Genomic DNA, 19,536 nt, shown 5'->3' with positions numbered 1-19,536 from the left:
CGATCAGCCGGCCCGGCTGGCTGTCGCTGGTCGGCTGGACCTACCCGGCGTTCGCGTTGGTCACGCTGGTCGTCGTCGCGTGGTCGTGCAGGTCGCTGAAGTCCCACTCCGGCAACGGATCCGAGAACGTCCGCCACACCTCCGGCCCGGCCGCGAGCTCGGAGTCGGTGAGCAGCGCGGGATCCAGTCGCTGAGCCGGCTCCGTCACGTCGAGATCCACCCCGATGAACACCAGCTCCTGGCGGGCGTCGGGCGAGTCGAGCAGCTGACCGGGTTCGATGACCAGGTTGGGGCCGGCCTGCGACCAGACGGCCAGCACGTCCGGCCGAGACGCGATGTAGCAGAAACCCTTGCTGCGCAACACACCTTCCCAGTCCGCCAGCGCCTCCACGAGCCGGGCGGGGTGGAACGGCCGTGACGCGCGGTAGGTGACCGACCTGATTCCGTACTCCTCGGTCTCCGGGGTGTGCCCGCCGGCCAGCTCCTGGGCCCAGCCCGGTGCCTGCGCGGCGGTGATCGGGTCGTACCGGCCGGTGTCGAGCACGTCGGCCAGCTCCACGACGCCATCGCGCGTGTGCAGCAGGCGGGCAGACGGGTTCAGGCGTCGCAGAACGGCGTCGAGCGTCGCCAGCTGATCGGACGTGACGAGGTCGATCTTGTTCACCACCAGCACGTTCGCGAACTCCACCTGGTCCACCAGCAGGTCCGAGACCTCACCGGCGGCCAGTCCGCGCAGGAAACCCTCCGCGTCCACCAGCGACACCATCGTGTCGAGCCGCGCGTGATCGGACAGGCTCGTGCCGTCCTCGAACGTCCAGTCGAACGTCGCCGCCACCGGCATCGGCTCGGAGACGCCCGTCGACTCGACCAGGATCGTGTCGAACCGGCCCGAGCGCGCCAGTTCGCCGACGCTGTCGAGCAGGTCCTCCCGCAACGTGCAGCAGATGCAGCCGTTCGTGAGTTCGACGAGGCGTTCGACCGTGCGGTCGACCAGCGCCGCGTCGATGTTGACCTCGCTCATGTCGTTCACGATCACCGCCACCCGCCTGCCCTCGCGGTTGGTGAGCACGTGGTTGAGCAGCGTCGTCTTGCCGGCGCCCAGAAAACCGGACAGCACCGTCACGGGGGTGCGCATCAGAGTTCCAGCTCCTCGTGCCAGTCGGAGAACGGGTCGGCGAAGTCGAGCTCGGTGACCAGGGCGAGCTCCTCGTCGGTGACCAGGGCCGACCGCAGTGCCGCGGCGATCTCGTCCGCGTCGGCGGACCGGGTGATCACGACGAGCTCCTGGTCGCGATCGCCTTCCCAGGGCCCCAGGTTGCCCACGCGCAACCCGCCGCCAGCGGACTCCAGCCACAGCGCCGCGTCGGGCTGGCTCGCCACCCACACCCGGCCGCGCACCCGCACCACGCCGTCGAGCAGCACGTCGATGCAGTCGTGCAGCCGCATGGGGTGGAAGGGGCGCCGGTCGGTGAAGTGGACGACGGACACGCCGTGCGCCGGTTCCAGCGAGTGCAGCCCGTACAGCAGCGACCCGAAGCCGTCGTCGATCTCGCCGCGCCGCGCGTCGACGGGAACCGCGGCGAGCAACGCGACGACGTCGAGCTCGGACAGCTGCTGACGCGGCGCGCCGGGGGAGAGCCGGTCGAGCACGGCGGCGAGCACCGGGTCGCCCGGACCGGTCAGCACCAGGGCGTCCGCGAACTCCGCCTGCCCGACCACGACCTGCGCGACCATCCGCTCGTCACCCTCGGCCGCGCGCATGCCCCGGTCGGCGAGCGAGTCGGCGCCGGTCGCGTCGTCGAGCCAGGTGGCGGTGTCGATCACCGTCACCACGGCCTCGATCTCCACCTCGGTCCCGCTCAGCGCGAAGCAGACGGCCTCCGGTTCGAGCATCGGGTCCAGCTGCACGATCACGCGCCCGTCCAGCCCTTCGAGCAACGGAACGAGGTCCAGCCGCAAGGTGCACGAGACGCACCCGTGCGCGAGCTCCAGGACGGTGAGACGGCCGTCCGCCCACCGCCGCACCACCCCCTCGGCCAGGCTGCTCAGATCGTGCCTGACCAGCGACGACTCCGGTGACGCCCGCCAGAGTTCGTCGGCCACGTCGTGGTGGGTGAACCCGGCTACCAATACGACCCGTGCTGCCATGGTCCGCAGCCTACATGACAACGATTATCGTTTCTGAACGGACGGCGCGGGCGTGGCATGACATGATCGAACGATGCAGGTCGAGTTCTGGGCTGACGTCATTTGTCCGTGGTGCTACATCGGCAAGGCGCGCTTCGAGAAGGCGCTGGCCGGTTTCGAGCACCGTGCGGAGATCACCGTGGTGCACCGCGCGTTCGAGCTGGATCCCACCAAGAGCGGCGTCGAGTCCGTGCAGGACATGCTCGCCGCCAAGTTCGGCCCGCGCGCCGCCGAGATGGAGGAGTCCGTCGCCCAGCTCGCGCGTGACGAGGGCCTCGGCTACCGGCTCGACCGCGAGGTCGGCAACACGTTCGACGTGCACCGGCTGCTGCACCTGGCGGGGGAGAAGGGCATTCAGCACGAAGTCCTCGACGCCGTGCTGCGCGCCAACTTCGCGCAGGCGCGTTCGCTGTTCACGCCCGAGTCGCTGACGGAGATCGCCACCGAGGCCGGGCTCGACGCCGCCGACGTCAAGACCGTTCTCGAAGACCCCGCCGCCTATGCCGACGAGGTGCGCGCCGACGAGCAGCGCGCTCGCGACATCGGCGTCTCCGGCGTGCCGTTCGTGGTCGTCGGTGAGCGTCTGGCCGTGTCCGGCGCCCAGCCCGTCGAGCTGTTCGGACGCGCGCTGACGCAAGCCTGGGAGGCGTGAGATGGACGAGGCACTGTTGAAGGTCGAGTCGGAGCAGCGCTCGAACGCCGTCGTGCTGCGTGCCGAGGGCGAGGTCGACTCGTACACCGCGGACCTGTTGCGCGACAAGCTGTCCGAGGCGTTCGGCGCCGGGCTTCCCGTCGTGCTGGACCTCAGCGACGTCGAGTTCTTCGCGTCCGTCGGTCTCTCCGTGCTCGTCGAGTTCCACCTGCGCGGCGAAGACAGCGGCATCCCGTTGCGCCTGGTGTCGCCCAGGGGAAGCGTGCTGCGGGCGCTCAAAGCCACCACGCTGAACCAGACGCTGGAGCTCTACCTCGACCTGGACGCGGCGTTGCATGGCTGACCTGCCGTACCGCCCGATGCCGGACGGTTTCGTGCTGGACCGCACCAAGATCGTGGTCGCCATCGCCGCGGGCCTCGTCAGCGGCCTCGTCGTCACGGTCACCGGTCACGGCGAGTTCGGCCTGCTGGTCGGCTGGGACGTCGCGACCCTCGTGTACCTCGTGCGGGCGTGGATGGTCATCTGGCCGATGGACGCCGAGGAGACCGCCCGGCACGCCGTCCGCAACGACCCGACCCGCCGCGTCGCCGAGGTGCTGCTGCTCGTGGCCGCGTTGGCGAGCCTCGTGTCCGTGGGCTTCGTGCTGGCCCGTGCGGCACACACCAGCGGCGCGTCCGAACTGCTGCACGTCGGGCTCGGCGTGCTGTCCGTGGTGCTGTCATGGGCTGTCGTGCACACGATCTTCACCTAATGGTTTGTCGGCGGAAGCCCGGCCGTTCACGGCCGGGGGAAGTCGATGCGCCGACGTCGACCGAACACACGTTCGATAGGATCGTCTGTGTGAAGCTGGCGGTGCGGGTGAAGCTGCTGCCGACGCCCGTCCAGGCGACGGCGCTGGCGGCGACCCTGCATGCCTGCAACGAGGCTGCGGAGTACGCGTCGAGCGTGGCGTTCGAGCGGAACGTGAAGTCCCGTAACGAGTTGCAGAAGCTCTGCTACCACGACGTCAAGGATCGGTTCGGTCTGTCGGCGCAGCCCGCGGTGCGGGTGGTGAAGAAAGTCGTCGATGCCTACGCCACCCTGCGGGCCGCGATCAGGGCTGGAAACCTCGGCGGAGAGAAGTGCCAGCGCCGCGTCAAGGCCCAGTCGAAGCCGATCTCGTTTCGCCGGTGGGCGGCGCAGCCGTTCGACGACCGCTGCCTTTCGTGGCAGCTGGACGCGCGGACGGTCAGCATCTGGACGACCGTGGGCAGGGTGAAGGACCTCCGGTTCGTCTGCTCGCCGGACCAGTTGACGACACTGCGTGCTCACCGTCAGGGCGAGTCGGACCTGCTGTTCTGTGACGGCATGTGGTTTCTGGTCGCCACCTGCGAGGTGCCTGAGCCGGAGGTGTTCGAGCCTGTCGACTGGATCGGTGTCGACCGGGGTATCACCAACCTGGCCACCACCTCGGACCTGGACAACTTCCAGGGCCGCCGCCTGCGGAGGTACCGCCGCTGGCACGTCCGCAAACGTGCCGAGTTGCAGGCCAGGCGCACCAAGTCCGCCACGCGCCGGGTGAAGCGCCGGGCTCGCAGGGAAGCGCGGCACGCGACACACATCAACCACAAGATCGCCAAAGACATCGTGGCTGTTGCCGAACGCACCGGCCGCGGCATCGCCCTGGAGGAACTCCACGGCATCCGCGACCGGGTACGGCTCCACCGGCACCAGCGAGCCACTCAGTCCTCCTGGCCATTCCACCAGCTCGAACAACACATCACCTACAAAGCACGCCGGGCCGGTGTGCCGGTACTGCTGGTGGACGCCCGCTACACCTCGCAAATGTGCCCGAGGTGCAAGCACACGTCCCGCTCCAACCGTCCCACCAGGGACCGGTTTTCGTGTCGCCGGTGCGGTCTTGCTGGACCCGCCGACGTCGTCGCCGCTGTGAACATCCGTGATCGGGCACGGCGCGCGTGGGTACTTGTCAACGTGCCCTTACCGATGCCTGCCTGAGCAGTTGTCGGTAGATGCGGCCCGCACACCACAACCAGTGGTGGACGAGGAACGCGACTCGGCTTGAAGGAATCGGGCGAAAGCTCGGCCCTTTCAGGGGCGAGAAGTTGACGCTGCGCTATGCCCGTCTCTACTACTACGGCGCGGACGGCGGCATCGACTTCAACCAGCCCGAACCGCCGGACTACGGCGACTTCGCGTACGTCGCGTTCAGCATCGGCATGACGTTCCAGGTGTCCGACACGAGCCTGTCCGGCCGCGAGATGCGCCGCACGGCCCTGAAGCACGCCTTGCTGTCGTACCTGTTCGGCACCGGTGTGCTGGCCACGACGATCAACCTGGTCGCGAGCATCAGCAGCCAGTGATCACGCCGGATGCTCCGCGATGAGAACCAGCGCGTCGAGCACCCGCCACCAGTCGTGCTCGCTCGCCTCGTGCCCGAGCGCCTCGGTGAGCAGGGCGCACGCGCTGATCAACCGCGCGGTCACGTCCTGCGGGTCCTGACCGGACTTCTCGGCGAGAGCGGCGACCGTTGCCCGGAAACGCCGGCTCCTGCTCAGCTTCACCACGCTCTGCGGTGCCGGACCGCTCGGTGCCGGAGCGCCTGAGCCGAACTCGATCGACAGGTCGGTGCCGAGCGCGGAGGCGAGCCTGCTCAGCACGTTCGTCGTCGGGTTTCCCCTGCCGTTCTCCAGGTTCGCGATGTAGGGCACGGACAGCCCGGCGTCGGCGGCGACCGAGGCGACGGTGCGGCCCGAGGCCTGCCGCAGTGCGCGCAGCCTCGGCCCGATGGGCTCGTTCGGCACGACCGCTCCTATCTTGACAGAACACTTTGAGTGGCGATCTTATTCTGTCAAGACTACTACCTGGGGGTGGCGGTGCTCGAAGCATTCAAGATCAGAGATTTCCGGCTGCTGTGGACCGGTCGAACGGTGAGCCTGCTGGGCTCGTGGCTGCTGGTGATCGCGATCCCGGCGCACGTCTACGCGCTCACCGGTTCGCTGCTCGCGACCGGCCTCACGCTCGTCGCCGAGTACCTGCCGCCGTTGCTGCTCGGCCCGATCGCGGGCGTGCTGACCGACCGGTGGGACCGCAGGCGGGTGATGATCGCTGCCGACCTGTTCCGCGCTTTCGCGGTCACGCTTATGTTGTTCGCCACGGCCGGGCACTCGCTCTGGCTGGTCTACGCCGCGTTGATCGCCGAGAGCACCGGCGCCGTGCTGTTCCGGCCCGCCGCGCAGGCCCACATCCCGGTCGTCGTCGGCACGGGCAGCGGACTGAGCAGCGCGAACTCGCTCAACGCGTTCACCGACGGCACGGTCCGCCTCGTCGCACCGCCGCTGGGCGCCGCGATCATGACGCTCACGAGCTTCCAGGCACTCATCTGGATCGACGTCGCGAGCTACCTCGTCTCGGCGGCCGCCATCGCGCTGACGACCCGCCGCCAGGGTTCGGCGGGGAAGCGGGCACCGGTCGATCTCGCAGGTGGGTGGAAAGTGCTGCGGAGCTTGCCGATCGCGGTGGCCCTGTTGCCGTTGACCGCGATCTTCCTGGCGGCCAACGCCTCGCTGAGCGCGCTGCTCGTGCCGTTCGGGATCCAGGAACTGGGTGGCACCGAACAGATCGGGCTCGTCGTGTCCGCGCTCGGCGTCGGGTTCCTCCTCGGTGCCGTGGCCATCCGCAGGCTGGTCGACCGGGTTCAGCCCCGTTACCTGCTCGCGGCCAGCCAGCTGGCGACCGCCGTGGCGTTCTTCGTGCTCTTCAACTCGACGTCGTTGGTCGTTGCCTTGCCCGCCGCCGTTGCGATCGGAATGTTCGGCTCGATGACCCTCGTGACCCCGCAGACGGCGTTGCAGCGGGTGGTGCCGAACGAGGCGCTCGGCAGGATCAGCGCTGTCTTCCTGTCAGCGGAAGCGTTGGCGACGTTGATCGGCGCGCTGGCCGGACCTCTGCTCGCGCAAACGCTGTCGTTGTCCGCCGCGGTGGTGGTCGCCTGCGTCGTCACCGCGGGCGGCGCTTTGGCGGGTCTGGTGCCGTGGGACCGCACCGCCACCCCCGACGTCCTCGCTCGGGCAGAATGAGCGGCGTGCCGGACAAGCTGACCGTCGACCTGCACCCGATCTTCCGCAGCGACCAGGACATCGCCCAGGCCGTGCGCGCCGCGTTGTTCCGCGCGGCCGGGCAGCAGGTGCCGCTGGTCGAGATCATCACGGGCAAGGGGTCGGGCAAGCTCAAGGCCCGTGTACTCGCGATGCTGAAGCAGCCGCACGTCAAGAAGCTCTACCGGCGGGTCGAGGTCGCTCCCGGCAACGACGGAATGGTGCTCGTGCACCTCAGGTAGGTCAGCGTTCGCTGGTCCGTCGCATGACGCGGGCGAGCAGCTCGGCCTCCTCGCTGCCTTCGTCGTCATCGGACGTGAGGGCGAGCAGGAAGATGATGATGACGCTGACGCCGGCGCCGCCGATGATCAACGACGTGATCAGCTCCTGCGAGTTGCCGATGACGACCGACGCGCTGTGGTCGTGCGCCATGCTCATCGCGTACATGCCGGTGTAGTGCATGCCCGTGACGGCCACGCCCATCACCAGCGCGGCCCCGATGACGGCGGCGAAGCCACTGACCTTCCGGGTGAACCACAGCGCGACGGTCGAGGCGACCACGGCGATCACGATGGAGACCGCCACCAGGCCGATGTTGTAGGAGACGTCGGCGTTGATCACGATCGCGGCCATGCCGGTGTAGTGCATCGCGGCGACGCCGAGTCCGGTGACGAGACCGCCGGCGGCGAGCGGCCAGAAGCGCGTGTCGCCGTTCACGCCGTAGCGCCGCACCAGGAACAGGCCGGCGGCGACCACCACGATGGCGACCACCATGCTCAGCAACGTGATCGGGATGTCGTAGGAGACGTTCGCCCCCATCCACGTGCCGAGCATCGCGGTGAAGTGCATGCCCCAGATGCCGAGCCCGCCGATCGACACGGCCGCCACGGCGATCCACCAGTTCCGTGTCGTCCTGTTCGCGTTTCGCGCGCGCTCAGCGGACAGGAGACCGAGCACCGAGCCGAGGACCGCGACGACGTAGGCAGCGATCGGAGTGAGCGTCCCCATGTCCATGGTCGAGATGAAAACATTTCGAATCTATGCGACACAAGACCAGTGTGCACACTGGTACCAGGGAAAACGTTGTGCGATCGGGCGGGCACACCGCGTGTGCGCTGTCCGTCCACAAAGGACTTACACGGGCAGTGACCGATCAGGTGCGGCGAGCATCCGCTGGGCGCGCGGAAAGTCCCGAAGTTGTACTGAGAGTAGGTCCAGGGCGGGTTCCAGCACCTGCGCCGGCACCCCGCGGGCGTTGAGCACCTCGCCGGTCCAGGAGAGGAAGTCGCGGAACAACGAGTCGTCGTCCACGTACAGCGCGGTCGCGAGGTACTCCACGATGTGCGCCAGATCCTCGGCCGTGTGCTGCCGCTGCTCGTCGCTGTAGGACCGCATGGCGGGCACGCGTTCCTCGAGCCCGCGGTACACGGACCGCACGAGGTCGCGCGCGCTGCGGGTCACCAGCGTGTACTCCTGGTCCGCGAGGTGCGGCAGGTCGTCGACGGGCTGGTGTGGCGCGCTCGGCGGCTGAATCGTTTGGGACAGCAGCATGTCCGCGGCGGCCCGGGCGTCGGCGGCCCACGCGTTCGCGCCGAACCGCCGCGCGTACACACCGTCCACGCCGAACGCGGCGCCGCCCACCATCACCGGCACGCCCGTCGCCTGGCAGGCCGTCATCGTGGCGTGCGCCACCGGCAGCCGGGTGGCGATCGAACTGGACAGCGCCACCACGTCCGGGCTGGTGCGGTGCAGGTACGTGATGAGGTGCGGTGCCGGCACCTGCGCGCCCAGGTAGTCGACGGCGAAACCGCGCAACGACAACACTTCCGCCAGCAACCGTGCGGGCAACGCGTGCCATTCGCCGTCCACGCACGCCACCGTCACGCGCCCGTGCACCGCTTCCCGGCGTGGCCTGGTGATCGACAACGCGGTGACCGCGCGGTCGTTGATCGCGGTGATCGCGTGCTCCTGCGCCACGCTGATCCGGTTCGCGGCCCACTCCCGGCCGACCCGCTGCTGCACCGCGCCGACCACGTCGAGCAGCACGGCCTCGTGGCCGTGTTCACCGGCCGCCTCGAGCACCACGTCGGTCGCGCGGTACTCGTTCCCGTCGAGCGCGGCCTCCCACAGGGCTTCGACCGCTTTCACGAGGACCTCCTGCGCGGCGCGGTGATCGCGAGAACCGCCATGTCGTCGTGCACGCCGCTACCGACCCATTGCGCGGCGAGCATGTGCACGTGTTCGACGAGCGCCTCGGCCGGCATCCCGCCGCAGTCCGTGAGAGCGCGGCGCAGGCGGTCCTCGCCGAACTCCTCGTCGCCCAGCGGGCCGCCGTGGGCCTCGGTGATGCCGTCGGTGTAGAGCAGGCACGAGTCACCGGGCGCGAGCAGCACCTCGTCGGTGGTCGTCATGATCCGCGGCAGGATGCCGACGAGCGTGCCCTTGGTCCTGGCCGCCTCGACCGCGCCGTTCGCCCGCACGATCAACGGCGGCAGGTGCCCGCCTGAGGTCAGCGTTACGTGCAGACCGTCGTCGACGGGCCGCACGGTGCCGACGACCGTCGTGATGAAGCGGGACTTGTCCGTGGTGAGCAGCGCCTGGTTGAGGGCCTGCAGCATCTTGTCGTGGTCGGTCACGACCTGCAGGAGCGCGTGCAGGGCCGTGCGGACCTTGCCGGTCTGCGCCGCCGCGTCGAGTCCCTTGCCGCACACGTCGCCGAGCACGACGAACAGTTCGTCGTCAGGCAGTTCGTGCACGTCGTAGAAGTCGCCGCCGACGCGTTCGGTGTCGCCCGACGCCCGGTAGCGCCCGGCCAGTTCGACGTGCTCGTAGCGGCGCAGCGCAGGCGGCAGCAGGTCGTGGGTCAGCCGATCGGTGATCACGGCCTGCTGGGTGAACAGGCTCGCGGCCGAGATGGCCACTCCCGCCCGCGAGGCGAACAGCCGCGCGAACGCCTCCTCGTCCTCGGTGAACCGCTTGTCCCGCCGGATGAGGATCAACGCACCCGCCGGCACGCCGTGGCCAGGCAGGGGAGTGACGACGATCGAGACGACGTCCTGGGCCAGCCAGCCCGGCGCCGCGGCCGGGTCGATCCAGCGCGACGGCACCGGCGGGAAGCCGCGCAGCGCCTCGCTGAGCCCGACGACCTCCTCGACGTCGACGTGCTGGAGCTCGTACGTCGGCGTCTCGCCGCGCAGGCACCGCGTGACGGGATGGCCGTGGTCGGACTGGGGAGCGATCACCAGCGCCTCGTCCGCGAGGTGCGCGGCGGCTAGCTCGGCGACGACGGTCATGCACCGCTCGGGGTTGAGCGACGTCATCAGGGCACCGGACATCCGTGCCAGCAGCGCGGCCCGCTCCCGTTCCAGCAGCAGGTCCGTCTCGTCGAGCAACCACCAGGTGACCGAGCCGTCCTCGTTGTCGACCCGGTGCGCGGCATAGCTGCGTTCCGCGACGTGCACGGACTCGCCGTGCCGCCACTGAGGCGGTACGACCTGTTCGGGGAAGAGCGACCTGGCAGCGTCGTTCATGCCGTGCACCGCACCGACGGCGTCGACGACGAGCGCGGGGCACGGCGAACGCAACCAGTTGGAAACCGTGACCACGACGCAATGGTCTCATCCGAAGCCGATCAAGAACAACGTTTGACACGCCCCCGGAGTGGGTATGGCGTCCTCAAAGGACGATCACAACGCCACCTGTCCGGTGACGCCGACCACCGTGTTCCCGCCGACCCAGATCTGGCCGCCGGCCTGCGAGAGGTGGATTCGCCCACGTCGTCCGAGAGCGGTGCCCTGGGCCGCGACGTACCGCTCCGGCGCGATTCCCGCCGGAATCAGCCACTGCGCGATCGACGCGTTGAGGCTGCCCGTCACCGGATCCTCCGCGAACTTGCCGTCCTCGTCGACGAACGCCCGCACCTCGAACGCGACCTCACCCCCGCCGGGGTGCGGCCCGACCACGCCGATGTCCGTGAAAGCACCGAACCGCTGGTAGTCGGGCCGCACCGCCAGCACGGCCTCGGCGGAGCGCAGCAGCACCGCGACCCAGCCCGGCCCGTTGTCGGCCCACTGCGCGTCCACGATCTCGTCCGGCGTGATCGCCAGCGCCGCCGCCAGCGCGTCGTGCTCGCCTACCGGACCGCCGCGCAGGAGCGGGGGAGCGGCGAACGCCAGCCGCGCACCGTCGCGGCGCACCTCCACCAGCCCGGCACCGCACTCCTGCACCAGCCGATCCGGGTCGCGCGGGGTGTTCCCGGCGGCCAGCCACGCATGCGCGGATCCGAGCGTCGGATGGCCCGCGAACGGCAGCTCGCGGCTCACCGTGAAGATGCGCACCCGGTAGTCGGCGGCGGGATCCTCTGGCGGGAGGAGGAACGTGGTCTCCGCGAGGTTCGTCCAGTTCGCGAACGCCGCCATCTCCTCCGTGGACAGGCCCTCCGCGTCGTGCACGACCGCGAGCGCGTTGCCCTTCATGAACTCGTCGGTGAACACGTCGACCTGGCTGAACGTCCGCATACGGCCAAACTTAGGGCCTGTGTCGAAGTCGGGCCCGACTTCGACACAGGCCCTGCTGTCAATGGTGCCGTTCGACGTCTGACCGCTCCGCGAGGTGGCGACGTCACACGTGGTGCCGTCCATTTATCGGCTCTTAACCTCAAACCCATGTCCTGCCTGCAATGACGGAGGCGAACACATGCGATTGAGGAACGCTCTCGTGGCACTGGCGGCGGCCACCGGCCTGGCCGCGGCTTCCCTGTCGATCTCGCTCGCGGCGGTCCCGCCACCGCAGTCCGGCAGCCTCACCAAGTACGACATCACCGCCATCTACGTCAGCGGCGTGTCGTCCGGCGGCTACCTGGCCAACCAGCTGCACGTCGCGTATTCCAGCGTGTTCCAGGGCGCGGGCATCTTCTCCGCCGGCGCCTACGACTGCGCGCAGAACAACGTGAACACCGCGCTTCTCGCGTGCATGGACACCTTCCAGCCGCGCAAGACGCCCGCCGAACTGGAACAGCTGACCCGCACCCGCGCGTCGGCGGGCACGGTCGATCCTCCGGGGAACCTCTCCGGCGACCCGGTGTGGCTGTTCCACGGCAGCGCCGACGACACGGTCGACCGCGTGGTGAACGACGATCTGGCCACCTACTACCGCGACTTCGGCGCGCGAGTCGCCTACAACAACACCACCGCGGCCGGGCACGCGTGGGTCAGCCCGATCGGCCCGAACGCCTGCGGCGTCACGACTTCGCCTTACATCAACAAGTGCGGGACGACCGACCCGGTCAAGGAGATGCTGGGACACCTGTCCGGTCCGGTGAACGCGGCCGCCTCGACGTTGTCCGGCAAGCTCGTCCAGTTCGACCAGAACGCGTACGCGCCCGGCGGCAACGCGGCGTCGATCAGCATGGGACGCGAGGGATTCGCTTACGTGCCAAGGGCGTGCGACACCGGCCCCTGCAAGCTCATGGTGACGCTGCACGGCTGCTACCAGTACTACGGCCTGATCGGCAACGCGTTGATGGACAAGGCTTATCTCAACGAGTACGCCGACACCAACAACATGATCGTGCTCTACCCGCAGGCCACCACGATGACCGGGAACCCGCGCGGGTGCTGGGACTGGTGGGGCTACCAGTCGGCCCAGTACGCGCTCAAGACCGGCCCGCAGATGACCGCCGTGGTGAACATGGTCAAGGCGTTGAGCACCACCGGGCCACCGCCCACGACCACCACCACGACGACCACGACGACGACCATCACGCCGCCGACCTCGCAGTGCGTCACCGCGAGCAACTACGCCCACACCGTCGCCGGTCGCGCCTACGTCAGTCTGGGCCAGACCTACGCGCTGGGCTCCAACCAGCCTCTGGGGCTGTGGAACACCTTCACCACCAGCACGATCCGGCAGACCGCGCCGAACCACTGGGTGAAGTGCTGACCGGGTGAGCTCCGGGGTGGCGGCGCGCACCGCCACCCCGGTCCCGTCAGCAGTGGTCGAACGCGTAGTCCGACTGGCCGGGCCCGACGAGGTAGCGGTCACGCAACGTCGTGGTGGCTGGAGTGTCCGGGTCGTTGCACACGTCCTCGAACGTGCCGCGCAGGTCGTCGGTGTACTCGATGTCCATCACGTGCGAGCCGTACACGTCGGAGTAGGACGCGCACTCTTCCCAGCGGTGGCATTCCTCGGAGACCGCGAAGTCGAAGCCGACCTCGGAACGTCCACGCGCCGCCTGCTCGGCAGAGTTCTTCTGGCCGATGGCGAGGTTGCGGCTGTGTGACCGGTCGGCGAGCAACTTCGCGTAGGCGAGGTTGTTGTTCACGCTCAGCTTGCCCTTGGAGCGCAGGTAGGAGTCGAGGTTGTCCACCTCGACGGCCTTGAAGCCCTTGGTCGCGCACTGGTCGATGGTGCCGCCGATGATTCCGGCGAGCTCGGTGCGCTTGGCCGACGTCGACGTGTCGAGCAGGAACTCGTCCGGCCAGTTCGGGTCGATGATCGGCTTGCCCGACGAGTCCTTGAGGATCAGGTGACCGCGCTGGTTCAGCCAGACGTTGCGGTCCGCGGGCTGCGTCTGGAAACCGTTGACGTAGCAGATGTTGTAGATGCCGGGCGCGGGTGTGGCCGTGCTGTCGCGGGTCACGAGGTTCACGCCCTGGGGCGGCGTGTACGCGGCGCCGAGCTGGTAGTCGAGGACCGCGCCGGCAGGGGGCAGCTGGACCGCGGCCGCCTGGCTGGACGAGGTCAGGGGTCCGGCCACGCAGGCAGCCAGTGCGACTGCTGCTAACGCGGTTCCGGTGAGGGCGCGGGCAGGGGAGGTCATAGGCGCCAAACTCCTTGATCGCTCACAAGTGGTGATTGAGTGTGAGCGACTCTAGCGAGATCCGGCGCAACGGGCTAGTAAGCAATCTCAATCGGTCACCACTCTTGCTTGTTTGAGCGATTCGCGCTTAGTGTTCGCGACCAACACAGCCGCATCCACGAAGCGAGGGAGTCGACATGGCGGACGGCAGAGGGCTCAGTCGCCGCACGGTGCTCACGATGGGTGCCGCGCTCGTCATGACGGCCGCCTGCGGAACGGGCTCCGGCGGGAACGGCAAGGTGAAGGTGTGGCACGGCTACACCGACAAGGAGGCCTCCGCGTTCGACAAGCTCGCGGCGCGCTGGAACACCACGCATCCCGACCGGCAGGTCGAGCTGGTGTTCAACGGTGGCAACGACAACGCGCTGCAGAAGACGCTGGCGTCCTTCGCGTCCGGCAACCCGCCGGAGGTCGCCTACCAGTACGGCTCCTCGATCACCGGGCTCACCGGCCGCCCGCAGACGCAGGACCTGACCGACGCGCTGCGCGGGGACACGGAGTTCCGCTGGGACGACCTGTTCCCGGCGGGCCGGGAGGCCGCGACGGTGGACGGGAAGATCTACGGCGTCCCCGCGCTCGTCGACAACCTCTCGCTCGTCTACAACAAGAAGCTGTTCGACGAAGCCAAGATCGCGCACCCGACCGAGTCCTGGACGTGGGACGACTTCCGCTCCGCCGCGCAGAAGCTCACCTCCGACGGCAAGTTCGGCTGGGCGTACGTCAACGACGGCACCGAGGACACGGTCTGGCGGTTCCTCGCCCTGCTCTGGCAGGCAGGCGGCGACCTGCTCTCCCCGGACGGCAGGAAGGCCGCGTTCTCCTCCGACGCCGGCCGGCAGGCCATGCAGTTGTTGCGCGACATGGCCGTCACGGACAAGTCGGTGTACCTGGACGCGGGCGATCAGCAGTACCTCAACCTCTTCAACTCCGGCCGCATCGGCATGCTGTGGACGGGTCCGTGGGACCTCGGCTCCATCAACGAGGACGTCTCCTACGGCGTGCAGATCCTGCCCGGCAAGGTCACCCACGCGACGATCGCGGGACCGGACACGTTCGTCGTGTTCGGTGAGAACGGCCGCACCAACGCGTTGCCGTTCCTGAAGTGGCTGCTCTCGGCGGAGGTCCACCTGGAGTTCGCCATGGAGACCGGCCACCTGCCGATCCGCCAGTCCGAAGTGGACCTCGCCGGCTACGCCGAGTTCGAGGCGAAGTACCCCGGCACTAAGGTGTTCGTCGACAACCTCGCGAAGAACGTGACGAAGTCGCGGCCCAACATCCCGCAGTACCCGAAGATCTCGCAGGTCCTCGGCACCGCCGTGCAGTCGGTCCTGCTCGGCCAGGCCGAACCCCAGGCCGCGCTCGACCAGGCGCGGACCGAGGTCGACCAGGTGCTGGCGGGCTCATGACGCTCGACCGGCGCAGGCTCGCCGACCACACCGCCGGCTGGGGGTTCGCCGCACCCGCCGTGATCCTGATCGGGGTGTTCGGTCTCGTCCCGGTGATGTGGTCGTTCGTGCTGTCCTTCCAGCACACCGATCTCACCTCACCGGGAACGTTCGCGGGCGGCGACAACTACGCCAAGCTCGTCGCCGACCCGCTGTTCTGGGACGCGGCCCGGCGCACGCTCGTCTACGTCGTGCTGTTCGTGCCGATCACGCTCGTGTTCGCGTTGCCGATCGCGGTGATGCTCAACCAGAAGATCCGCGGCGTCGTGTTCTACCGGCTCGCCGTGTCCGTGCCGCTGGTGACCTCGACGGTCGCGACCGGCATCATGTTCAGCTGGCTGGCGAACCCGCAGTTCGGCCTGGTCAACGCCGCGCTGGACGCGGTGGGCCTGCCGAAGCAGGGGTTCTTCTCCGATCCCGGTCAGGCGCTGTTCGCCGTGGTGGCGATGACGGTGTGGGGCTGGCTCGGGTTCGCGGTCATCATCTACCTGGCGGCGCTCCAGAACGTGCCGAAGGACCTGATCGAGGCGTCCGCCCTGGACGGCTGCGGGCGGGCCCGGTCGTTCTGGCACGTCGAACTGCCGCTGGTGGCCCCCGCCACGGGCTTTCTCCTGGTGTGGCTCACGATCAACGGCCTGCAGCTCTTCGACGCGGTCTACGTGACGACCAAGGGCGGGCCGCTGCGCGCGACCACCGTGCTCGTCTACCACCTCTACAACGAGGCGTTCGTGAGCTTCGACGGCGGGTACGCGGCGGCGATCGGCTGCGCGGTGTTCCTGATCATCGGCGTGTTCACCCTGGCCCAGCTGCGGTTCAACCGCCGCACGTCGCACTACGAGGTCCGATGAGAAGGCCGAGCGCGCTGCACCTGATCCTCTTTCCGCTCTCCGTCGTCATGGTGACGCCGCTGGCGTGGATGCTGCTGGTGTCGGTGTCCACCCAGGCGGAGTCGCGGCGCTTCCCGCCCGGCCTGCCGAGCGGGATCGAGTGGGAGAACTACCTCGCGGCGATGCGGGACGCGCCGCTGGGATCGTGGCTGGTCAACAGCTTCGTCGTGTCCGTCGTCTGCGTGGCCGGCAACCTGCTGCTCTGCTCGCTGGCGGGCTACGCGTTCGCGCGCATCCCGTTCTTCGGCAACAAGGTCGCGTTCGTCCTCATGCTCGCGACGCTGATGGTGCCGTTCCAGATCGTCATGCTGCCGCTGCTGATCATGATGCGGTCACTGGGACTCATCGACACCCTCGGCGCGCTGATCGCGCCCAACCTGGCCACCGCGTTCGGGGTGTTCCTGATGCGGCAGTTCTTCACGACCCTGCCCAGGGAACTGGAGGAGGCCGCGCGGATCGACGGCGCGAGCAGGCTGCGGACGTTGCTCCAGGTGCTGCTGCCGCTGATGCGACCCACCCTCGCGACCCTCGCCGTGCTCACGTTCCTGCAGACCTGGAACGACTTCCTGTGGCCGCTCATCGCGGTGCAGAGCCCGGAGGTCATGACCGTCCAACTGGGACTGCAGAGCTTCCAGGGCGCGCACACCACCAACTGGCCGAAGCTCATGGCCGGCACGGTGCTGAGCCAGCTGCCCGTCCTGCTCGTCTTCTTCTTCGCCCAGCGGTTCTTCGTGCGGTCGGTGGCCGCAGCGGGCATCAAGTGACTGAACAACCAAAGGAATCCGCCATGCACACCAGTTCCGCCGCGCAGCTGCACACCACCGCCGAGATCGCGTCCCAACCCGCCTGCTGGCGGCGGGCGATCGCACTGGCCACCGACCCCGCCGTCGTCGCCGCCCTGCCCGCACGGGGCGAACGCGTCGCGGTGGTCGGCTGCGGCACGTCGTTCTTCATGGCCCAGGCCTACGCCCGGCTGCGGGAGGACGAGGGACTGGGCGAGACGGACGCGTTCGCCGCCTCGGAGTTCCCGTTCAGCCGCGACTACGACCGCGTCGTGGCACTGAGCCGCTCCGGCACGACGACCGAGGTGATCGACGTGCTGCGGCGGCTGCGGGTGCCCACGACGGCCATCGTCGGCACCCCCGGCACCCCGGTGACCGAACTGGCCGACCAGGTGGTCGCGCTGGAGTTCGCCGACGAACGCTCCGTCGTCCAGACGCGGTTCGCGACGACCGCGCTCGTGCTGCTGCGCGCCCACCTCGGCGAACGACTGGACCGCGCGGTCCTCGACGCGGAACAGGCCCTCGCCGACCCGCTGACCCCGGACCTGGTGGAACGCAACCAGTTCACGTTCCTCGGTGGTGCGCCCTGGACCACCGGACTGGCCGCCGAGGCCGCGCTGAAGATGCGCGAGGCATCGCTGAGCTGGGCCGAGTCCTACCCGGCCGCCGAGTACCGGCACGGGCCGATCGCGATCACCGACGAGGGCTCGCTGGTCTGGGTGTTCGGCACGGCACCGGAGGGCCTCGAACTCGACGTCGCCGGGGCCGGCGGCCGGTGGATCGCCCGCGACCGCGACCCGCTCGCCGAGCTCGTCGCGGTGCACCGGCTCGCCGTGGAGGTGGCGCTGCTGCGGGGACTGCACCCCGACACCCCGCGCAACCTGACCCGGTCGGTGATCCTCGACGGCACGCCATGAGGGCGCTGACCGTCACGCTCAACGCGGCACTCGACGTCACCTATCGGGTCGGCGCGCTGCGGCCGGGCGCCACCCACCGCGTCACCGACGCCGCCGTTCGCGCGGGCGGCAAGGGCGTCAACGTGGCACGAGTGCTGCACGCGCTCGGTGTGCCGGTGCTCGCCACCGGGCTGGCGGGTGGCGGCGCGGGTATCGCGCTGCGCGACGACCTGGTGCTTTCCGGTGTGCCACAGGCGATGTTCCCGATCGAGGGGGAGACCCGGCGCACGGTCACCGTCGTCGCCGAGTCGGGGCAGGCGACGCTCTTCGCCGAACCCGGCCCGGAGGTCACGTCCGGGGAATGGGCGGAGTTCCTCGGCCACTACCGGGAACTCGCCGCAGTCGCCGACGTCGTGGTGCTGTCGGGCTCACTGCCGAGAGGACTGCCTGTCGACGCCTACGCGACACTCGTGCGCACGACGTCCGCGCCGGTGGTGCTGGACGCGGACGGGTCCGCGCTGGCGGCAGGAGCCTCCGCCGGACCCGCCGTCATCACCCCGAACCGCGGCGAGCTCACGGCTGCGTCCGAAATGGACGATCCACTCGCTCTCGGCGCGGCCGCCGCACTCGTGTCCGATGGCGCACGGGGCATGACCGCGTACACCTCTGAGGGCGTGTGGACGGCGGCTCCGCCCGAGGTGATCACCGGCAACCCGACCGGCGCCGGTGACGCCGCCGTCGCCGCGCTGGTCGCCGCGTGGCACCTGCCGTGGCCGAAGCGCCTCGCCGAAGCGGTCGCGTTGTCGGCGGCGGCGGTGCGTGCCCCGCTCGCCGGCGACTTCGACCGCGCCTTCTACGACCAGCACAGGGCGGACATCACGCCCAGAGAAGTTCACGAGGACTAGAACATGCCGTTGGTCCAGCTCCGAGAGATGATCGGCGGGCCCGCACCGGTGCCCGCGTTCAACGTGATCCAGGTCGAGCACGCCGAGGCGATCGCCGCCGCGGCACAGGAGACAGGCGCCTCCGTCGTGCTGCAGATCAGCGAGAACGCCGTGCGCTACCACGGATCCCTGCGTCCGATCGGTGCCGCCGCGCTCTCCGTCGCCGCCTCCGCGTCCACCCCGATCGCGGTGCACCTCGACCACGCGACGTCGGAAGAACTCGTGCGCGAGGCCGTGCGGATCGGGTTCGGGTCGGTGATGTTCGACGCCTCCGCGTGCCCGCACGACGAGAACGTCGCCCGCACCGCCGAAGTCGTGCGCCGATGTCACGAGGCCGGCGTCGGCGTCGAGGCCGAACTCGGTGAGATCGGAGGGAAGGACGGGGTGCACGCACCGGGCGTGCGCACCGACCCGGACGACGCCGCCGCGTACGTGGCGGCGACGGGCGTCGACTTCCTCGCCGTCGCGGTCGGCTCGTCGCACGCGATGCTGACCCGCGACGCCGAGCTCGACTTCGAGCTGATCGCGTTGCTGCACAAGACCGTGCCGGTGCCGCTGGTGCTGCACGGGTCGTCCGGTGTCGCCGACGAGAGCCTCGCGGCCGCCGTGCGGTCCGGGATGTGGAAGATCAACATCGCCACGCAGCTCAACAAGCACTTCACCGCGAGCGTGCGGACCGTGCTCGACGACCACCCGACGCTCGTCGACCCCCGGCGCTACCTCGGCGCCGGTCGTGAGGCCATGTCCGCCGAGGTCGCTCGGCTCATCCGGGTACTGGAAGGCTGA

The 19,536-nt window shown here is 69.3% G+C and carries 22 protein-coding genes; 14 read left to right on the top strand and 8 right to left on the bottom strand.

What is annotated here, in order from left to right; translation table 11 throughout:
* Positions 1-40 precede the first annotated feature (40 nt).
* Positions 41-1,135 carry a GTP-binding protein gene (locus BM417_RS01065; RefSeq protein ID WP_093587837.1) on the bottom strand — a complete coding sequence of 365 codons (1,095 nt, stop codon included), beginning with the start codon at positions 1,133-1,135 and terminating at the stop codon, positions 41-43.
* Entirely contained in the window at positions 1,135-2,148 is a 1,014-nt protein-coding gene (locus BM417_RS01060; protein WP_093587836.1) for a GTP-binding protein, read from the bottom strand. Before BM417_RS01060 ends, BM417_RS01065 begins: the two co-directional genes overlap by 1 nt.
* Positions 2,149-2,221: 73 nt before the next feature.
* Between BM417_RS01060 and BM417_RS01055 the strand changes: the two genes are divergently transcribed.
* From BM417_RS01055 to BM417_RS01035, 5 genes are all read left to right on the top strand, one after another.
* The gene (locus tag BM417_RS01055) at positions 2,222-2,839 is read left to right on the top strand and encodes a DsbA family oxidoreductase (RefSeq protein ID WP_093587835.1); all 618 of its coding nucleotides are present in this window, start codon (positions 2,222-2,224) and stop codon (positions 2,837-2,839) included.
* Between the two features lies 1 nt (position 2,840).
* Positions 2,841-3,182: an STAS domain-containing protein gene (locus BM417_RS01050; RefSeq protein WP_093587834.1), complete on the top strand. Its 342-nt coding sequence runs from the start codon at positions 2,841-2,843 to the stop codon at positions 3,180-3,182.
* Positions 3,175-3,591: a DUF1345 domain-containing protein gene (locus BM417_RS01045; RefSeq protein ID WP_093587833.1), complete on the top strand. Its 417-nt coding sequence runs from the start codon at positions 3,175-3,177 to the stop codon at positions 3,589-3,591. Before BM417_RS01050 ends, BM417_RS01045 begins: the two co-directional genes overlap by 8 nt.
* Positions 3,592-3,680: 89 nt before the next feature.
* Positions 3,681-4,838: an RNA-guided endonuclease InsQ/TnpB family protein gene (locus BM417_RS01040; RefSeq protein WP_177320218.1), complete on the top strand. Its 1,158-nt coding sequence runs from the start codon at positions 3,681-3,683 to the stop codon at positions 4,836-4,838.
* A gap of 107 nt (positions 4,839-4,945) precedes the next feature.
* The gene (locus tag BM417_RS01035) at positions 4,946-5,203 is read left to right on the top strand and encodes a DUF1345 domain-containing protein (protein ID WP_218164284.1); all 258 of its coding nucleotides are present in this window, start codon (positions 4,946-4,948) and stop codon (positions 5,201-5,203) included.
* Here the strand turns inward: BM417_RS01035 and BM417_RS01030 are convergent, their stop codons facing one another.
* Positions 5,204-5,644: a helix-turn-helix domain-containing protein gene (locus BM417_RS01030; RefSeq protein WP_177320217.1), complete on the bottom strand. Its 441-nt coding sequence runs from the start codon at positions 5,642-5,644 to the stop codon at positions 5,204-5,206.
* A gap of 72 nt (positions 5,645-5,716) precedes the next feature.
* Here BM417_RS01030 and BM417_RS01025 point away from each other — a divergent pair, with 72 nt between their 5' ends.
* Together BM417_RS01025 and BM417_RS01020 are read left to right on the top strand one after the other, a co-directional pair.
* On the top strand, positions 5,717-6,919 hold the full coding sequence (locus BM417_RS01025) for an MFS transporter (RefSeq protein ID WP_177320216.1): 1,203 nt from the start codon (positions 5,717-5,719) through the stop codon (positions 6,917-6,919).
* The gene (locus BM417_RS01020; RefSeq protein ID WP_093587829.1) at positions 6,916-7,179 is read left to right on the top strand and encodes a Smr/MutS family protein; all 264 of its coding nucleotides are present in this window, start codon (positions 6,916-6,918) and stop codon (positions 7,177-7,179) included. The genes BM417_RS01025 and BM417_RS01020 overlap by 4 nt, the downstream gene beginning before the upstream one ends.
* A gap of 1 nt (position 7,180) precedes the next feature.
* Here the strand turns inward: BM417_RS01020 and BM417_RS01015 are convergent, their stop codons facing one another.
* The 4 genes from BM417_RS01015 to BM417_RS01000 form a co-directional block, all read right to left on the bottom strand.
* Complete coding sequence (locus BM417_RS01015) at positions 7,181-7,951, bottom strand: MHYT domain-containing protein (protein ID WP_093587828.1); 771 nt, start codon at positions 7,949-7,951, stop codon at positions 7,181-7,183.
* Positions 7,952-8,071: 120 nt separating this feature from the next.
* A complete protein-coding gene (locus BM417_RS01010; protein ID WP_093587827.1) occupies positions 8,072-9,085 on the bottom strand; it encodes a cobalamin B12-binding domain-containing protein in 1,014 nt (337 codons plus the stop codon).
* Positions 9,082-10,542: a PP2C family protein-serine/threonine phosphatase gene (locus BM417_RS01005; protein ID WP_245821592.1), complete on the bottom strand. Its 1,461-nt coding sequence runs from the start codon at positions 10,540-10,542 to the stop codon at positions 9,082-9,084. The genes BM417_RS01010 and BM417_RS01005 overlap by 4 nt, the downstream gene beginning before the upstream one ends.
* Positions 10,543-10,623: 81 nt before the next feature.
* Positions 10,624-11,454, bottom strand: a complete 831-nt coding sequence (locus BM417_RS01000; protein ID WP_093587826.1) for a PhzF family phenazine biosynthesis protein — start codon at positions 11,452-11,454, stop codon at positions 10,624-10,626.
* 178 nt (positions 11,455-11,632) lie between these two features.
* On the opposite strand from BM417_RS01000, the gene BM417_RS00995 reads away from it, so the two are divergent.
* Complete coding sequence (locus tag BM417_RS00995) at positions 11,633-12,877, top strand: extracellular catalytic domain type 2 short-chain-length polyhydroxyalkanoate depolymerase (RefSeq protein WP_093587825.1); 1,245 nt, start codon at positions 11,633-11,635, stop codon at positions 12,875-12,877.
* 46 nt (positions 12,878-12,923) lie between these two features.
* Here the strand turns inward: BM417_RS00995 and BM417_RS00990 are convergent, their stop codons facing one another.
* Positions 12,924-13,757: an endo alpha-1,4 polygalactosaminidase gene (locus BM417_RS00990; RefSeq protein WP_093587824.1), complete on the bottom strand. Its 834-nt coding sequence runs from the start codon at positions 13,755-13,757 to the stop codon at positions 12,924-12,926.
* Between the two features lie 176 nt (positions 13,758-13,933).
* On the opposite strand from BM417_RS00990, the gene BM417_RS00985 reads away from it, so the two are divergent.
* The 6 genes from BM417_RS00985 to BM417_RS00960 are packed head-to-tail and all read left to right on the top strand — an operon-like array spanning position 13,934 to position 19,536.
* Positions 13,934-15,202, top strand: coding sequence for an ABC transporter substrate-binding protein (locus BM417_RS00985; protein ID WP_093587823.1), 1,269 nt, complete (start codon positions 13,934-13,936; stop codon positions 15,200-15,202).
* On the top strand, positions 15,199-16,089 hold the full coding sequence (locus BM417_RS00980) for a carbohydrate ABC transporter permease (RefSeq protein WP_093587822.1): 891 nt from the start codon (positions 15,199-15,201) through the stop codon (positions 16,087-16,089). Before BM417_RS00985 ends, BM417_RS00980 begins: the two co-directional genes overlap by 4 nt.
* Positions 16,086-16,892 (top strand): carbohydrate ABC transporter permease, encoded by an 807-nt coding sequence (locus BM417_RS00975; RefSeq protein WP_093587821.1) that lies wholly within the window; start codon positions 16,086-16,088, stop codon positions 16,890-16,892. Before BM417_RS00980 ends, BM417_RS00975 begins: the two co-directional genes overlap by 4 nt.
* Positions 16,893-16,915: 23 nt before the next feature.
* Entirely contained in the window at positions 16,916-17,827 is a 912-nt protein-coding gene (locus BM417_RS00970) for an SIS domain-containing protein (protein ID WP_093587820.1), read from the top strand.
* Positions 17,824-18,711 (top strand): 1-phosphofructokinase family hexose kinase, encoded by an 888-nt coding sequence (locus BM417_RS00965; RefSeq protein WP_093587819.1) that lies wholly within the window; start codon positions 17,824-17,826, stop codon positions 18,709-18,711. Before BM417_RS00970 ends, BM417_RS00965 begins: the two co-directional genes overlap by 4 nt.
* A gap of 3 nt (positions 18,712-18,714) precedes the next feature.
* Entirely contained in the window at positions 18,715-19,536 is an 822-nt protein-coding gene (locus tag BM417_RS00960) for a class II fructose-bisphosphate aldolase (protein ID WP_093587818.1), read from the top strand.

This window comes from Lentzea waywayandensis (genome assembly GCF_900115955.1).
GTDB classification, from domain to species: domain Bacteria; phylum Actinomycetota; class Actinomycetes; order Mycobacteriales; family Pseudonocardiaceae; genus Lentzea; species Lentzea waywayandensis.
The sequence above is the reverse complement of the archived record's forward strand: the minus strand, read 5'-3'. Positions and strand labels throughout refer to the sequence as shown.

Excerpts from the sequence above, each read along its gene's own strand:
- BM417_RS01060 (WP_093587836.1), bottom strand. The coding sequence starts at position 2,148 with ATGGCAGCACGGGTCGTATTGGTAGCCGGGTTCACCCACCACGACGTG.
- BM417_RS01045 (WP_093587833.1), top strand. The coding sequence starts at position 3,175 with ATGGCTGACCTGCCGTACCGCCCGATGCCGGACGGTTTCGTGCTGGAC.
- BM417_RS00990 (WP_093587824.1), bottom strand. The coding sequence starts at position 13,757 with ATGACCTCCCCTGCCCGCGCCCTCACCGGAACCGCGTTAGCAGCAGTC.
- BM417_RS00965 (WP_093587819.1), top strand. The coding sequence starts at position 17,824 with ATGAGGGCGCTGACCGTCACGCTCAACGCGGCACTCGACGTCACCTAT.
- BM417_RS01020 (WP_093587829.1), top strand. The coding sequence starts at position 6,916 with ATGAGCGGCGTGCCGGACAAGCTGACCGTCGACCTGCACCCGATCTTC.
- BM417_RS00975 (WP_093587821.1), top strand. The coding sequence starts at position 16,086 with ATGAGAAGGCCGAGCGCGCTGCACCTGATCCTCTTTCCGCTCTCCGTC.
- BM417_RS00980 (WP_093587822.1), top strand. The coding sequence starts at position 15,199 with ATGACGCTCGACCGGCGCAGGCTCGCCGACCACACCGCCGGCTGGGGG.
- BM417_RS01000 (WP_093587826.1), bottom strand. The coding sequence starts at position 11,454 with ATGCGGACGTTCAGCCAGGTCGACGTGTTCACCGACGAGTTCATGAAG.
- BM417_RS00970 (WP_093587820.1), top strand. The coding sequence starts at position 16,916 with ATGCACACCAGTTCCGCCGCGCAGCTGCACACCACCGCCGAGATCGCG.
- BM417_RS00960 (WP_093587818.1), top strand. The coding sequence starts at position 18,715 with ATGCCGTTGGTCCAGCTCCGAGAGATGATCGGCGGGCCCGCACCGGTG.
- BM417_RS01015 (WP_093587828.1), bottom strand. The coding sequence starts at position 7,951 with ATGGACATGGGGACGCTCACTCCGATCGCTGCCTACGTCGTCGCGGTC.
- BM417_RS01050 (WP_093587834.1), top strand. The coding sequence starts at position 2,841 with ATGGACGAGGCACTGTTGAAGGTCGAGTCGGAGCAGCGCTCGAACGCC.
- BM417_RS00985 (WP_093587823.1), top strand. The coding sequence starts at position 13,934 with ATGGCGGACGGCAGAGGGCTCAGTCGCCGCACGGTGCTCACGATGGGT.
- BM417_RS01065 (WP_093587837.1), bottom strand. The coding sequence starts at position 1,135 with ATGCGCACCCCCGTGACGGTGCTGTCCGGTTTTCTGGGCGCCGGCAAG.
- BM417_RS01055 (WP_093587835.1), top strand. The coding sequence starts at position 2,222 with ATGCAGGTCGAGTTCTGGGCTGACGTCATTTGTCCGTGGTGCTACATC.
- BM417_RS00995 (WP_093587825.1), top strand. The coding sequence starts at position 11,633 with ATGCGATTGAGGAACGCTCTCGTGGCACTGGCGGCGGCCACCGGCCTG.